General features: G+C 44.6%; 8 protein-coding genes. 5 read left to right on the top strand and 3 right to left on the bottom strand.

The window, feature by feature from the left end; genetic code table 11:
- Nucleotides 1–69 precede the first annotated feature (69 nt).
- Entirely contained in the window at nucleotides 70–1,341 is a 1,272-nt protein-coding gene (locus CLV51_RS22550; RefSeq protein ID WP_106530348.1) for a glucose-1-phosphate adenylyltransferase, read from the top strand.
- A 13-nt stretch (nucleotides 1,342–1,354) separates the two neighbouring features.
- The gene (locus CLV51_RS22555; RefSeq protein ID WP_106530349.1) at nucleotides 1,355–2,824 is read left to right on the top strand and encodes a glycoside hydrolase family 130 protein; all 1,470 of its coding nucleotides are present in this window, start codon (nucleotides 1,355–1,357) and stop codon (nucleotides 2,822–2,824) included.
- A gap of 223 nt (nucleotides 2,825–3,047) precedes the next feature.
- Here CLV51_RS22555 and CLV51_RS22560 read toward each other — a convergent pair whose 3' ends face one another.
- Nucleotides 3,048–4,052: a glycosyltransferase family 4 protein gene (locus tag CLV51_RS22560; RefSeq protein ID WP_106530350.1), complete on the bottom strand. Its 1,005-nt coding sequence runs from the start codon at nucleotides 4,050–4,052 to the stop codon at nucleotides 3,048–3,050.
- Nucleotides 4,053–4,234: 182 nt separating this feature from the next.
- Between CLV51_RS22560 and bshC the strand changes: the two genes are divergently transcribed.
- Nucleotides 4,235–5,818, top strand: coding sequence for a bacillithiol biosynthesis cysteine-adding enzyme BshC (gene bshC / locus CLV51_RS22565; protein ID WP_106530351.1), 1,584 nt, complete (start codon nucleotides 4,235–4,237; stop codon nucleotides 5,816–5,818).
- Between the two features lie 220 nt (nucleotides 5,819–6,038).
- On the opposite strand, the gene CLV51_RS22570 is transcribed toward bshC, so the two are convergent.
- Nucleotides 6,039–8,264, bottom strand: a complete 2,226-nt coding sequence (locus CLV51_RS22570; protein WP_146151354.1) for an FUSC family protein — start codon at nucleotides 8,262–8,264, stop codon at nucleotides 6,039–6,041.
- Nucleotides 8,265–8,737: 473 nt separating this feature from the next.
- On the opposite strand from CLV51_RS22570, the gene smc reads away from it, so the two are divergent.
- Both smc and CLV51_RS22580 read left to right on the top strand, forming a co-directional pair.
- Nucleotides 8,738–12,268 carry a chromosome segregation protein SMC gene (gene smc / locus CLV51_RS22575; RefSeq protein ID WP_106530353.1) on the top strand — a complete coding sequence of 1,177 codons (3,531 nt, stop codon included), beginning with the start codon at nucleotides 8,738–8,740 and terminating at the stop codon, nucleotides 12,266–12,268.
- Nucleotides 12,269–12,345: 77 nt separating this feature from the next.
- Complete coding sequence (locus tag CLV51_RS22580; protein ID WP_106530354.1) at nucleotides 12,346–12,741, top strand: DUF4259 domain-containing protein; 396 nt, start codon at nucleotides 12,346–12,348, stop codon at nucleotides 12,739–12,741.
- 268 nt (nucleotides 12,742–13,009) lie between these two features.
- Here CLV51_RS22580 and CLV51_RS22585 read toward each other — a convergent pair whose 3' ends face one another.
- Entirely contained in the window at nucleotides 13,010–14,272 is a 1,263-nt protein-coding gene (locus CLV51_RS22585) for a NupC/NupG family nucleoside CNT transporter (RefSeq protein ID WP_106530429.1), read from the bottom strand.
- Between the last annotated feature and the right edge of the window lie 33 nt (nucleotides 14,273–14,305).

Genomic DNA, 14,305 nt, shown 5'->3' on the forward strand with positions numbered 1-14,305 from the left:
CCGATAGGCGGCATACCCAACAACGCGTTTCAAGAACAATGATGAATTCGTAAAACCAATTTCCACTATATGACTAAGGACGTAATATCCATTATTCTCGGAGGCGGCGCCGGCACCCGCTTATATCCGCTTACCCGCCGCCGTTCCAAACCTGCGGTGCCATTGGCCGGTAAATACAGACTGGTGGATATTCCTATCTCCAATTGCTTGAATGCGGAGCTGAACCGCATCTTTGTATTAACCCAGTTCAATTCCGCTTCGCTCAACAAACACATCAAAAATACCTATCACTTCAGCAATTTTGATAAGGGATTTGTAGATATCCTGGCGGCAGAACAAACCCCCGATAATCCCACCTGGTATCAGGGTACAGCAGATGCAGTGAGACAGTGTATTCATCATATGGAGAATTTTGAATTTGAATACATACTCATCTTATCCGGTGACCAGCTGTATCAGATGGATTTCAAAAAGATGATCAGTCACCATATCGAAACCGGTGCGGAAATATCTATTGCTACTATCCCGGTAAGCGGCAAAGATGCTTCTGATTTCGGTATTCTGAAGGAAAATGAGCAGGGTGCCATCGTTTCATTTACAGAAAAGCCCTCACAGGCTGCACTGCCACCATGGGCATCGGAAGTAAGTGAAGAAATGCATAAAGAAGGCCGTGTTTACCTGGCCAGCATGGGTATTTATATCTTCAACAGGCAGGTATTATTTGACATGCTGAATGAACAACCGGAAGCAGCCGATTTCGGTAAACAGCTGATTCCACAGGCAATTGATGCCAAACGTAAGATCTTCAGCTATCAATATGAAGGCTATTGGACTGACATCGGGAATATCCAGTCCTTCTTTGAGGCCAACATCGGCTTAACAGACGATATCCCCCTGTTTAACCTCTTTAATGAATCCCAAACCATCTATTCCAGAGCCCGGATGTTGCCCCCTGCAAAAATTTCTGGTACCATGGATAAAACAATGATCGCAGATGGTTGTATAATAATGGCAGACAAGTTGGAACGCGTGGTGGTAGGTATCCGTACCCGTATCGGCAAAGGTTCGGTGATCACCAATACCTATATTATGGGTAGCGATTATTACCAGACCCTGGATGAAATTGAAAAAGCGAAAGCGCAGGGGCATCCTTCCATGGGAATCGGGGAAAATTGCATCATTGATCGCGCCATTATTGATAAGAACTGTAGCATTGGAAACGGCGTACATATTAAAGGAGGCAAACACTTATCTGACGGTGACTTTGAAAAGTATACCGTAAAAGACGGCATTGTTGTAGTAAAAAAGGGCGTAGTATTGGAGGACGGATTCAGTATTTAACAAAACTATACACATGCGATTGTCAATAGAGCGGAAGACCACAAAAATTTATCCTGATCTCAAGCGGGTAGTAGCCAGATTTTTTTTCAACGGAGAGGCCAGGGCTAAATCTATCATTCAGTTGGTAGCCGCCATGAACGATGCAGAAGTAGACATAACGATCATGCCTATACTGAGAGAGTTCTCCCGTCGTCATAGGAATATCACCCGCATTTTTGAGAGGCATGCAGACAGGTTACGCCATCTTTTTCCTGGCCTGCAAATCGATTACGATGGTTTGTCACTCAAAAGAAAATTGCTGACAGGCTCTTTTTTTACCAATGAATATTCTATAGAATCTGCCGCATTCTTTAATCCATCACTGATTGAAGATGTGGACCAGAGCGGATTAGAGGAGGGGCAGAAGCGCGTTATCATGAGCTTTCGTGCAGTCGGAGAAGGACACGTATCATCTATTGCATTCAGGTCCGGGCTAATTGATAAAGACAACACTATCTCGCTGATTGCCCCCGGGAATTATGTGGATGAAGCAGAAATCATCCGCAACTCCATGTACCAGAAACAAACTTTTTTTCAGAATGCGGCCTCCATCAAATTGCCGGATTCTGTGATGAAGGAAGTGCAAAACAGCCTGCAAGACCAGTTTGAGTACCTGGCACTCAAAAAAGTGATCCGGGAAATGCAGCAGCGTTACGCAGTAGATCATCTGCTTAAAAAAGCATTGGAAAGAATTTTATGGTTGGCAGATTCCTATTACGAATTGAATTTTTCGTTAGATACGGATCTCTCTGACCGGGTGGTATTTCCTTATTCAGATGCGGAAAGCAGAGGTATTGAAGATGCCCGCTTTGTAAAATACACCAGCGAAAATGGTAACATTACCTATTATGCTACCTACACCGCCTATGATGGTATTACCATTCAGCCTAAGCTGTTGCAAACGAAAGATTTCTACAATTTCAAGATCATGCCGCTATACGGCGAAGGTGCACAGAACAAGAACCTGGCACTGTTTCCCCGTAAGATCAAAGGTAAATATGTAATGATTTCCCGCATTGATGGTATCAACAGTTACATCATGTATTCTGATAAAATCAATATATGGGAAAATCCACAAATATTTCAAAGACCTAAATATGCCTGGGAATTTGTACAGGTGGGCAATTGCGGCTCGCCCATCGAAACCCCGGAAGGTTGGCTGATTATCACACATGGTGTTGGTCCTATGCGTACTTACTGCATCGGCGCCAGTTTGCTGGATCTGGACAATCCCGGGAAAGAGATTGGCCGCTTACGTGAGCCTTTACTGATGCCCAACAAAGATGAACGCGAAGGATATGTTCCCAACGTACTATACTCCTGCGGTTCTCTGATTCATAATGATGAACTGATCATCCCTTACGGCTTATCTGATTATGCTTCCGGTTTTGCTACGGTAAACCTGGAGAAGCTGCTCACGCAGATTATAGCGGATGGGGTGTAGGAGGTAAGGCCTTCGGCCTTTGTCTTTTCTTTACCATGATTTTGATGATTAATCTTGATTTTTCTGATTTCAGTTCTTTCTAATCAATGACTATACTGATTTTCTAAAAGCATATTATTAAACGATATAGATATCTTTTAAAAGAAAATAAAATCAGAAAAATCAAGATTAATCATCAAAATCATGGTAAAGAAAAGACAAAGGCCGAAGGCCTTCTTTATTCTTAATTCAGATCCTTGTATATACTTAGGTACCCTTCTACCATTTTTTCCGCACTGAAATTTTCTTTTGCATGCAGGTGACAGGCATATCTGTCTATTGTACTAAGCTCCTGCACACTGGCAACGGCTTCCTGGATGTTATGGACAAGGAATCCGGTGATGCCATCTTTAATCAATTCTGGCATAGCACCTTTATTGTAGGCGATGACAGGGGTTCCGCACAGCATGGCTTCAGCCACACTCAAACCAAAAGGTTCGTTAAAGCTGATAGGATGCAGCAGGGCACTGGCCTTGCCTAATAATTCGCTGCGTTTGTTTCCGCCCACGGCACCTATATATTTGATCTGATCATTATCAACAAGAGGTTTTACCTTTTCATTGTAGTAGGATTCATCCTGTATGATACCTGCTATGATCAGCCGGCGATGGGTTTGAAGGGCTATCTGTACAGCTTCATAAGTGCCTTTATGCGGATGTATGCGTCCGTAGTACAACAGGTAATTATCGGAGTTGGGTTCAAAAACAAAATCGGCAGTCCGGATGCCATTATATACAGTGGCCTTGTAATGCAGCGTATGGTGGCGGTCCGAATTACTGATGGATACATAAGCCCCAATATCATTGTACCGCTGATATACAGGTAAGATTTTTTCAGAAGAGAACCCATGGATGGTTGTTACCATAGGCGTTTTAATGAGCCGGGAATAGGTGAGGGGTAAAAAATCGAAATGATTGTGAATGATGTCAAAGTCCCTGGCTTGTTCCATCAGGTAACTGATATGCATACACTCGTTCACCTTAGCATCGGCATTGCTATCTTCTGCATATCCTTTGGCACAAATAGCGGCTAATTTCCCGGAAGTAATGGAATCTGCAGTAGCAAAAAGAGTCACGTCCATGCCTTTTGCCACCAGTCCTTCTGCCAGGTTGGAGGCCATCTGTTCCCATGGGCCATAATGCCTTGGCGGGGTACGCCAGGCCACCGGCGCCAATATTGCTATCTTCATAATTATTAATATTTACAATGATGACCTGTCAAAATGAAAGCCAAAGAACATTGGGTGGTGCCGGTCAACCAATAATCTGATAAAGCAATTAACTATTTACCTAACTTCGTTCATTCAAAAGTTTCGATGTATTGGCACCACATCGGTTAATATAATTGGTAATTTGTAATTCGCAACTTTATATGCTGGAGTATATTCCTTATGGGAAGACTGGTTATTTCAATCAGCTGGTAACAGATTTTTTAGCAGAACATCCGCAGATACGACCTTTTTACACCTATTCTCCTGTACATCCCGACTTTGCAGCGGCTATCAGGGCCCGGCAGCATTTTGATACACCGAGAACAGCACTGGTACAGGCGCTGGAGCAGCAATACCAGGACCTGGAACCGGTAAAAGCAGTGCAGGACAATATCACCGCTTTGCTGCAACCCAACACCTTTACGGTGTGTACTGCGCACCAACCCAATATCTTTACAGGTTATCTCTACTTTGCGTATAAAATCCTGCAAACCATCAAACTTTGCACGGAGCTGAAGCAGCAATATCCGCAGCACAACTTTGTGCCTGTATATTATATGGGCAGTGAAGATAATGACCTGGAAGAACTGGGCAGCATCTACCTCGAAGGCAAAACCCTTACCTGGCAAACCAGCCAGCAGGGAGCCGTAGGGCGCATGCAGCCGGAAGGACTGGAAGAGCTGATAACAACCGTGAAACAATCTTTAGGCTATGCTCCGCATACAGAAGAACTGATCACATTGCTACGTAAAGCCTACCTGGAACACCGTACTATCCAGGATGCCACACTATACCTGGTACACGAGTTGTTTGGCCGCTATGGTCTTGTAGTGCTGGTGCCGGACAATCCCACGCTGAAACGTTTATACATCCCCGTTATAAAGGATGAATTGTTTCATCAGTCGTCACATGCTATTGTAAATGATACCCTGGAAAAAATTTCTGCACATTATAAAGTACAGGCCAATCCCCGTGAAATAAATCTTTTTTATTTACAGGACGGCATACGGGAGCGCATTGTTCAGGAAGGGGATCAGTGGAAAGTATTACACACTTCGCTGACTTTCAACGCTGCTTCATTAGAAGCAGAGCTGGAAGCACATCCTGAACGCTTCAGCCCTAACGTGATCCTGCGTGGCATGTTCCAGGAAACCATTTTACCTAACCTCGCCTTTATTGGAGGGGGCGGTGAAATAGCCTACTGGCTTGAGTTACAGCAGCTGTTCGCTCATTTCAAAGTAACTTTCCCCATTTTGTTACTGCGTAACTCCCTGCTGTTGGCTGATGAAGGCTCTCAACAACGGATGGAGAAGCTGGGTATCTCTGTCTCCACGCTTTTCAAAAACACAGAGGATATTGTAAATGATTATGTGAAGCAACATACCAACGCATCACTGGTATTGAAAGATGAGTACACGGCTATAGAGAAATTATTTGATGAGCTGGAAGTAAAAGCACGCAGTATCGATGTAACACTCATTGCTACCACTGGTTCCGAAAGAAAGAAAGCATTAAAATCTATCGGTAAACTGGAACATAAGTTCCTGCGTGCTGAAAAGAAAAAATTTGCCTGGCAAACGGACCAGATCCGTCAGGTGAAAAATAAATTATTCCCTGCCGGCTCATTACAGGAGCGTAAAGAAAACTTTATGCCCTGGTATGCACAGGAAGGCCCGGCGTTCTTTGATCGTGTGCTGGCAGCCATTAACCCGGTAACGGATCAGTTTACCGTGATAAAGTATTAAAGCAGCAGCAAGCTGCTGAAATTGTCTTTCTCCCGATTAGGCTGATTACAATGATTTTTCTGATTTTATTTATTTCTAATCAATATGCTTACTGATTTTCTAAAAACATATTGTAAAACATTATAGTTATCTTTTAAAAGAAAATAAAATCAGAAAAATCATTGTAATCAGCCAAATCCTGCTAAAGAAAAGACAAAGGCCGAAGGCCTTCCCCCACTATTTACTTCATCAACGCCTTCCCCATATCTCTTACCAGCGACAATATCGCTACTAACTGATCATGCACCTGTTTTGTTTCCAGCATTTCATCGCGTATTGGCGTGGGGCCTTTACCATCATTGATTTCCTGCTGTCTTAGGTGCACCAGGTTTTCCAGGTGAGCCTCCAGCCGGTCAAAGGCGTGTACTTGTGGTGGTGGTGGTGCGGGTGTACTGCCAGCCGGATCTGTCATTAATGTGAGCTGATCCATGTAATGCAGCAGGTAGTCAGTGATCTCCCGGTATTCAGGCCGGGGGAAATGAACGCCGTGATGCATGCTGTACGCCGCCAGGGCCGCAGTGTGCGAAGTGAGTGTATGATTAAGTACCACATAGTGATATACCTGTGAAGCATTCTTCTGTTTACTTTTGGGCTCTGATAACATCCGCTGAAACGCCGACATCATATTGGCCGCTGTTACATACGTATCTTTCCGAGCCAGCTTAAAATCTGTTACGGATACGGTTTCATTGGAATAGGCCCGCATTACCAGTTCAAAATATTTCCGGTTCGCCACCATCATCTTTTTCATGTAGCCTGGCAGGAAGTTGTGCTCCCAGGTAGGCCATAGCAGCATGTTGGCAAAAAATGCCAGTCCCCCGCCAATGAAAGTATCCAATACCCTTTGTGTGGCATTGTATAAATCAGAAGGGTGCAGAAAATGCAGGAGGAAGATGATAAATGGTGTCACAAAAAATACGCTCAGCGTGTACTGGAAACTCATGAAACTATAAGCCCCCAGGATACATAATAACATGACGATAAAAATAATAGTACCGTTATGCGTAAGATAGAGTAGTCCTGCGGCAAATAAAGCACCGGTAACGGTACCTATTAAACGTTGTATGCTGCGCGATCTTGTTAAACCAAAACCGGGTTTCAATATCACGATAATGGTAAGCAATATCCAGTATATCCGGTCCAGGTGCAGGGCCATGCCCAGGCCGTAACCCGTTACAGTAGCCAGGCTCACGCGGATGGCATGCCGGAAGATATGCGACTTGAAGGTGAGGTTATCTTTGAACGTTTCAAAGTCATATTTCTGCCTGGTGGTAAATTTAGATAGCTCCAGTTTGGGATCTATGGCTTCATCTTTTAATCGCTCCAAACGGGTAAGCCGATGGAGGTTATATATACGTTGTGCCATATCCTGCAGGTTCTGCAGGATGTTGGTTAAAGGGATGGTACGTGTTCTTTCCTTGAGGGTAGGGAGTTTCATGGTAATATCGGCAATGGCCTGTTTTACCTTCTCCATTTCATATTTCAGGTTTGTTTTGGGCAGGGAACGCTGACCTGCTGCCACGGCCATGCCTATCGTTTTTAGCTCACCGGTAAATTCAATGATGAGGGTATGAAATTTTTCCAGGATGTCCTCTTCTTTGAAATCGGCCTGTAAGGCGTTATAATCTGTTTGCGAGGCCATGATCTGTTCCTGGAGGTCTACCATATCCAGGAAAATCAGTACCATGCTTTTGTTGATACTGGTAGTGCCTTGTTGGGCGGAGCGTCTTTTCAGCAGCAGCTCCCGCACATTTTCCTGTTTTTCATTTACAATCACCTGCTGTGATAGTACCGCTTTGTAGTTCTCATTCACGTTTACGCCTGGCGTATAAAAATTGGCCCGTACTTCCAGGTAGCGCGCCGTTTGAATGATGCAGTCGCCCAATGCCTGCTGTACGTTGAGATAAGGCCGTATCTGCCACAGGATCAGTGCCAGCGTCGCATACCAGATACTGCCCAGCAATACCATGGACGAGTGCAGCAGCGTTAATTGCGGCGATAGCTTTGATTCGCCCAGTATGGATACCATTACCAGCAAACAGCCCGTACCAATGTTTCCACCACGATTGCCGTATACCAGCATCATGGCATAAACAAAGCAGCAACCGGCTATCCATATCCCCATGGGCAGGGCGTATGGCATCAGCAGGCCTGTGCCGAGTGCAGTAAGGAAAATGAGTATGGTACTGATGATCAGCCCATTCCGTTTATGAATAATGGTGCCGGGAACGTCGCTGAGGGCCGTACACAGTGCCCCCATAGACATGGCTATGCCGAGGCCCAGTTCCCCGAATGCTGCAAATACCATAGACGGCACTACCACACTGATGGTAGTACGCATGCCGTTACTGAAATGATAACTATAAAGGAAATTTTTGATGTCGTTGATCCGCTGTTCTGTTCGCAAACGTAAATGGGTTTTGAAGGGGCAAAGATAATAAAACTAGGAGAAGGCCTTCGGCCTTTGTCTTTTCTTTAGCAGGATTAGGCTGATTTAGATGATTACCCTGATTTTATCTTCTTCTAAATAATATTTATATCTCCATATAATAATCTTTTAGAAAATTAGTATGGGATAATGATCAGAAAGAAATCAAATCAGAAAAATCATAATAATCAGCCTAATCCTGCTAAAGAAAAGACAAAGGCCGAAGGCCTTCCCTCCGCGAAACGATTTTCTAACAGGCAATTAAATTCTAATTATTCTTTTCACTATATTTATAATCAGTCTTTTAGGCTTTTGTTGTGTGCCGTGAGGGAGCGCAAATAACCGGTAATTGTGTATAAATAAATACCAGATATTATGGCTTCTCACTTAAATTACTTTTAGATACGGGTAAAATTATATCTTTGACGCCTTAAAAAACCTCGGAGTACGACGTGCGCTTAAAAACACTAGAAATTAAAGGCTTTAAAAGTTTTGCAGATAAAACCATCCTGAATTTTGATGAGGGTATCACCGGCGTCATAGGACCAAATGGTTGCGGCAAAAGTAATATCATCGACTCCATTCGCTGGGTAATCGGCGAGCATAAGATCAGCAACCTGCGTTCCGACAACCAGGCCGGACTTGTATTTAATGGCTCCAAAAGCCGCTCTGCCAGCGGTATGGCGGAAGTAAGCCTCACATTTGAGAACACCAAAAACGTACTTCCTACCGAATTTACTACGGTTACGATTACACGTAAATTTTATAAGAACGGCGATAGCGAATATCGCCTGAATGACGTTGCCTGTCGTTTGAAAGATATCCATAACCTGTTCATGGACACCGGCGTGAGTACAGACTCCTACGCCATCATTGAACTTGGGATGGTAGATGATATCATCAAGGATAAAGAAAACAGCCGTCGCCGTATGTTGGAACAGGCGGCTGGTATCTCCATATATAAAACCCGTAAAAAAGAAGCCAAATCCAAGCTGGACCTGACTGAAGGTGACCTCAACCGTATTGAGGATCTTTTGTTTGAGATCAATAACAACCTCAAAACGCTGGAAAGCCAGGCCCGTAAAGCAGAACGCTACTACGAGGTAAAAAAGGAATACCGCGAAATCAGTATAGAACTCGCCAAAGCCGCACTGGAAGGGTTTAACGTTACTTTCAAAGACCTGTCCGACAAACAACAGGAAGAAAGCGACCGCAAACTGGCACTGGAAACAGAAATAGTGACGGCAGAAGCAGCAGTGGAACAGGATAAGCTGCACTTTGTAGCCAAAGAACGGGAACTGCAAACGATGCAGAAATCGTTCAATGAACTGGTTTCTACCATCCGTACCAAAGAAAACGATAAAAACCTCGCCAGTCAGCAGCTCACATATCTGCGCGAACGCGAAAAAAATATCAGCGACTTCCTCGCCAATGCAGAAGGACAACTGCAGGGCCTTACCACCTCCATCGAATTTACAGAGAAACAGGTGGAAGAAGAAGGAGAGGTGTTTGAAACAATGGCAGATGAACTGGAAACCCTCCGCGATATGGTGGAGGAGAAGAAGGAACGTTTCCATCAGAAAAAACAATCGCTCGAAACATTGCGCAACGACCAGCAACGCTGGCAGCGCCAACAGTTTGAGGCAGAAAAGAAAGTAGCGGTAGCAGATACTTCTGTGCTCAACCTGCAACGCAGCATGCAACAACTGCAGGAAGAGAAAACCAACCGGCAACAGCAGATCACACAACTGGAAACAGAAAAAGAAACGCTGCAACACACGCTGGCAGGGAGCAAAACGGAACTGGACGAGATGGTCCGCTTCCAGGAAGAAACCAAAGGTAAAATCCTCGCTACCCAATCTGATATCGAAGGCCTCCGTGATAAACTGGTAGATGAAAACCGTACCCTCGATTCCAAAAAGAATGAATTTGATCTCTTAAAATCATTGGTAGACAGCCTGGAAGGCTATCCCGAGAGTATCAAATTCCTCAAAAAGAATCCGGACTGGAATAATAATGCCCCCATTCTGAGTGATATATTTTTCTGTAAGGAAGAATATCGTACCTGCGTGGAAAACCTGCTGGAGCCATATCTGAGCTACTATGTAGTGAATAATGTAGGTGAAGCGGTACAGGCCATCCAATTGCTGGACGGCAACAAAAAAGGGAAAGCCAATTTCTTTATCCTCGATCAGTTCCGTTTTGATGGCAGTCCGCTGCTGGCACCTCCAGGCACCATTCCCGCACTGGACGTGGTGGAGATAGAAGAGAAATACAAAGGACTGGGACAACACCTGCTGGGCAAAGTATTCATAGGAGAAGATATTACCCGCCTGGAATTCAGCCAGCTGGCCGACGAGCGCATATTACTGGTAGAGAAATCCGGCCGTATGCATCGTGGCAAATACAATATCAGCGGCGGTTCCGTAGGATTATTCGAAGGCAAAAAGTTGGGAAGGGCCAAGAACCTGGAGAAGCTGGAAGCCGAAATAAAAGACCTGGAAGTAGTGGTAGGCCGTTTACGGGTGGCACTCCAGGACAAACACAACGAAGTATTAGGCTACAATAGCCAACTCAATGAAAATAATATCAATGCTGCCCGCGAAAAGTTAAATCAGCTGAATAACCAGCTGTTTGGCCTGCAGAACAGGATTGAGAACTTCCATCACCTCATCGAAGCAGGTGATAAGCGACTGGAAGAAATGCAGCAATCCCTGGAAACCAACCAGGAAAGCATTTCCGGCGTGAAAGATGAACTGGAAAATCTGAACGATCGCGTAGGAGAACTGCAGGACAGCATTGTGGAAGCCGACAGAATGGCCCAGGAAGCAGAACAGCAGTTTAACATGGCCACCGTGCAGTTTAATAACCAGAACCTGCAACATACCCGGCAGCAAAGCAAAGTGCAGGCGCTGAAGCAGGAACTGGAGTTTAAGCGTAAACAACTGGCCGACCTCCACGTACAGATCACCAGCAACAAATCACAGCTGGAAGATGCCGTTGCCAATATCACAGCTGCGGCAGATAAGCTGAGTCATGCAGACGATGGCCTGGTAGAATTATTCCGCCAGCGTGAAGAAGAAGAAAAAGCACTCAACGAAAAAGACCAGGAATACTACAATTTCCGTAACCACCTGCAGGAGCTGGAAAGCACGCTGAGAACAAAACAGCGCGCCAAAGAGCAACTGGAGCTGCAACTCAATACGATCAAGGATAAGGTGAATGAACTGCGGCTGCAACTGGCTTCCATGAAGGAAAGGCTCAGCGTGGAGTTTAAAGTAAACCTCGATGAAATCATTGATGAGCAACGCAGTTCTGAGTTAACAGTAGATGATTTGCAGGGTAGTGCTGAAAGACTGAAAAAGCGCATGGAAAATATGGGAGAGATCAACCCCACGGCCATTGAAGCTTACCAGGAAATGAAAAAGAGATACGAATTTATCCTGGAGCAAAAAACGGATCTCGTATCCGCGAAAGACTCTCTCCTGGCTACTATACAGGAAGTAGAATCTACTGCCAACCAGAAGTTCCTCGATACTTTTAACCAGGTGAAAGAAAATTTCATCCGGGTATTTAAGGCATTGTTTACCGAAGAAGATCAGTGTGATATGATACTGAGCGATCCGGCCAACCTGGCTGATACCGGTATTGAGATCATCGCCAAACCAAAAGGTAAACGTCCGGCTGCCATTACACAGTTGTCCGGAGGAGAGAAAACCCTCACCGCAACGGCTTTGCTGTTTGCCATTTACCTGATTAAACCGGCTCCTTTCTGTATCCTGGATGAAGTGGATGCACCATTGGATGATGCCAATGTGGGCAAGTTCACCAATATGATCAGAAAGTTTTCCGACAATTCACAATTTATTATTGTAACCCACAACAAACAAACGATGGCCGCAGTAGACGTGATCTATGGCGTAACCATGCAGGAGCCCGGGGTTAGTAAACTGGTACCGGTAGATTTCAGAAGTTTGAACTGATAAAGCGTTTTTGTTGTTGTGAGAAGAGTCACTTAATTTTATTCTTTATTCTAAAAAAATAAAAAACCGTAAACACTATGGGCGCATGGGGCACCAGGAATTTTGAAAATGATGGATCACAGGATTGGATATTTGACCTGATTGAAAACAAGGACGGTGGTTTGGTTACTGATACGTTAGCCCGTATCATTAACAACATTGAAACACTGGAAGTACCAGATTGCGAAGAGGCACTGGCTGCGGCTGAATTAGTATCAGCGCTCGTAGGCCGCCCAAGCGAAGACTTTCCGGAAGATCCGCTTGAACAACTGGATGTACTGAACCTTATTGGTACACGTGCACTCAGAAATCAGGCTATAGCTGCAGTAAACAAAATTGTAGCTGGCTCCGAAATGAAAAACTATTGGGACGATGCCGGACAGGTCGAAGCCTGGGTTGCTGTGCAGACAGGGCTGATTAAGCGTTTGGATTAATTTCAGCGCATACAGACTGGTAGGAGCCGGGTAGGGATTGTCTTGCTCGGGGTTATCCTGCGCAGTATTGTCTTTTCAGGATTAGATGGATTCACCTGATTTTTTCATAAGATAATTAAAGGGAATAGCGAAGATCGAAGCGGTAATTACTGCAGCGGTTTTCGCTATTGTTTTATATGGCTACCTGTAGGGGAGCTTGTTCATCTCATAAAAAAAGCGCAGCTGATCATAAAGATCAGCTGCGCTGCTATATAAAAATTTATCTCTTTTAAATTAATATTCCTGCAATGGTAGCAGACATATAAGACGCTAACGTACCACACAACAAGGCTTTCAGCCCCAGTTTGGCAAGATCCGTTCTTCTGTCAGGTGCCAGTTCCCCGATACCACCAATCTGCATACCCACACTACTGAAGTTAGCAAAACCAGCAATCGCAATGGTTACAATGGCAATGCCTTTGGCAGAGATCACCGGAACTTTATGACTCGTCAGGCTTTTGAAAGCAACAAATTCATTGATGGTGAGCTTCTGTCCCAGTAAGGTAGCCACGTTTTGTACATCTCCTTTTGGTACGCCCATGGCCCAGGCCATCGGCATAAATATTTTACCGAAGATCCAGTCGAGGCTCAGGTCAAAACCAGGATTGAAGATATGGCCAATATGTATCAGGCACCAATCTACCAGTGTGATGAGGGCAATAAACCCGATCAGCATGGCTATCACGTTCATGGCTATCTTAAAACCGTCGCCTGCACCGTGAGAGATCGCATCAATAACATTGGTATAGTTACTCTTTACTTCCATTTTAACACGACTCATCGTCACGCTTTCCTCTGTTTCAGGAAATACTATTTTGGAAATCACCAGGGCGCCAGGTGCTGCCATCAGACTGGCAGTAATTAAAAAAGGAGCAATGTCCATTCCTGCCTGAAAGCCCATGTTGGCATATACTACCAGGATACCACCTGCAATACAGGCCAAGCTACCACTCATAGAAGCCAGTATTTCACTTTTGGTCATGCTGGATAAGTAAGGACGAATCATTACCTGCGCTTCTACCTGTCCTACAAAAGCACTGGCTACGTTGCTCAACGCTTCTGCTCCGCTCACACGCATGATAAAATTCATAGCCCTTGCAATAACGGCTACAACCCGCTGCATAATGCCATAGTGATATAAAATAGCCACCAGCACGCAAACGAGGATGATAGTTGCGGTTACGTTAAAAGCAAATACGAAACCCCCACCTGCATAATCCTTCATCGTACCATCAAACTGGGTAACACCAATGCCGCCATATACAAACGCTGCACCTTGTCGCGCAAATGCTTCCAGCTTGCCCATAGCATGACCTACCTGCTGAAAGAACCAGGTGATAGGAGGGACTTTAAATACTAAAATACCGATTACAATCTGTAAGGTGATACCACTGAGGACCAATCTGTAATTGATCCTGGTTCTGTTATTTGAAAATAAAAAAGCAATACCCAGTATAAGGAAGATGCCTATAATGCCCTGAAAGCGTTCCATAAATGCAAATAAATCGTAAAATGTGTGCAATGA

The organism is Chitinophaga niastensis, assembly GCF_003014755.1.
Taxonomy (GTDB): Bacteria; Bacteroidota; Bacteroidia; order Chitinophagales; family Chitinophagaceae; genus Chitinophaga; species Chitinophaga niastensis.

Bases quoted from the DNA above. Each gene is read 5' to 3' on its own strand.
- bshC (WP_106530351.1), top strand. From the start codon at position 4,235: ATGCTGGAGTATATTCCTTATGGGAAGACTGGTTATTTCAATCAGCTG.
- CLV51_RS22560 (WP_106530350.1), bottom strand. From the start codon at position 4,052: ATGAAGATAGCAATATTGGCGCCGGTGGCCTGGCGTACCCCGCCAAGG.
- CLV51_RS22580 (WP_106530354.1), top strand. From the start codon at position 12,346: ATGGGCGCATGGGGCACCAGGAATTTTGAAAATGATGGATCACAGGAT.
- CLV51_RS22555 (WP_106530349.1), top strand. From the start codon at position 1,355: ATGCGATTGTCAATAGAGCGGAAGACCACAAAAATTTATCCTGATCTC.
- CLV51_RS22550 (WP_106530348.1), top strand. From the start codon at position 70: ATGACTAAGGACGTAATATCCATTATTCTCGGAGGCGGCGCCGGCACC.
- CLV51_RS22585 (WP_106530429.1), bottom strand. From the start codon at position 14,272: ATGGAACGCTTTCAGGGCATTATAGGCATCTTCCTTATACTGGGTATT.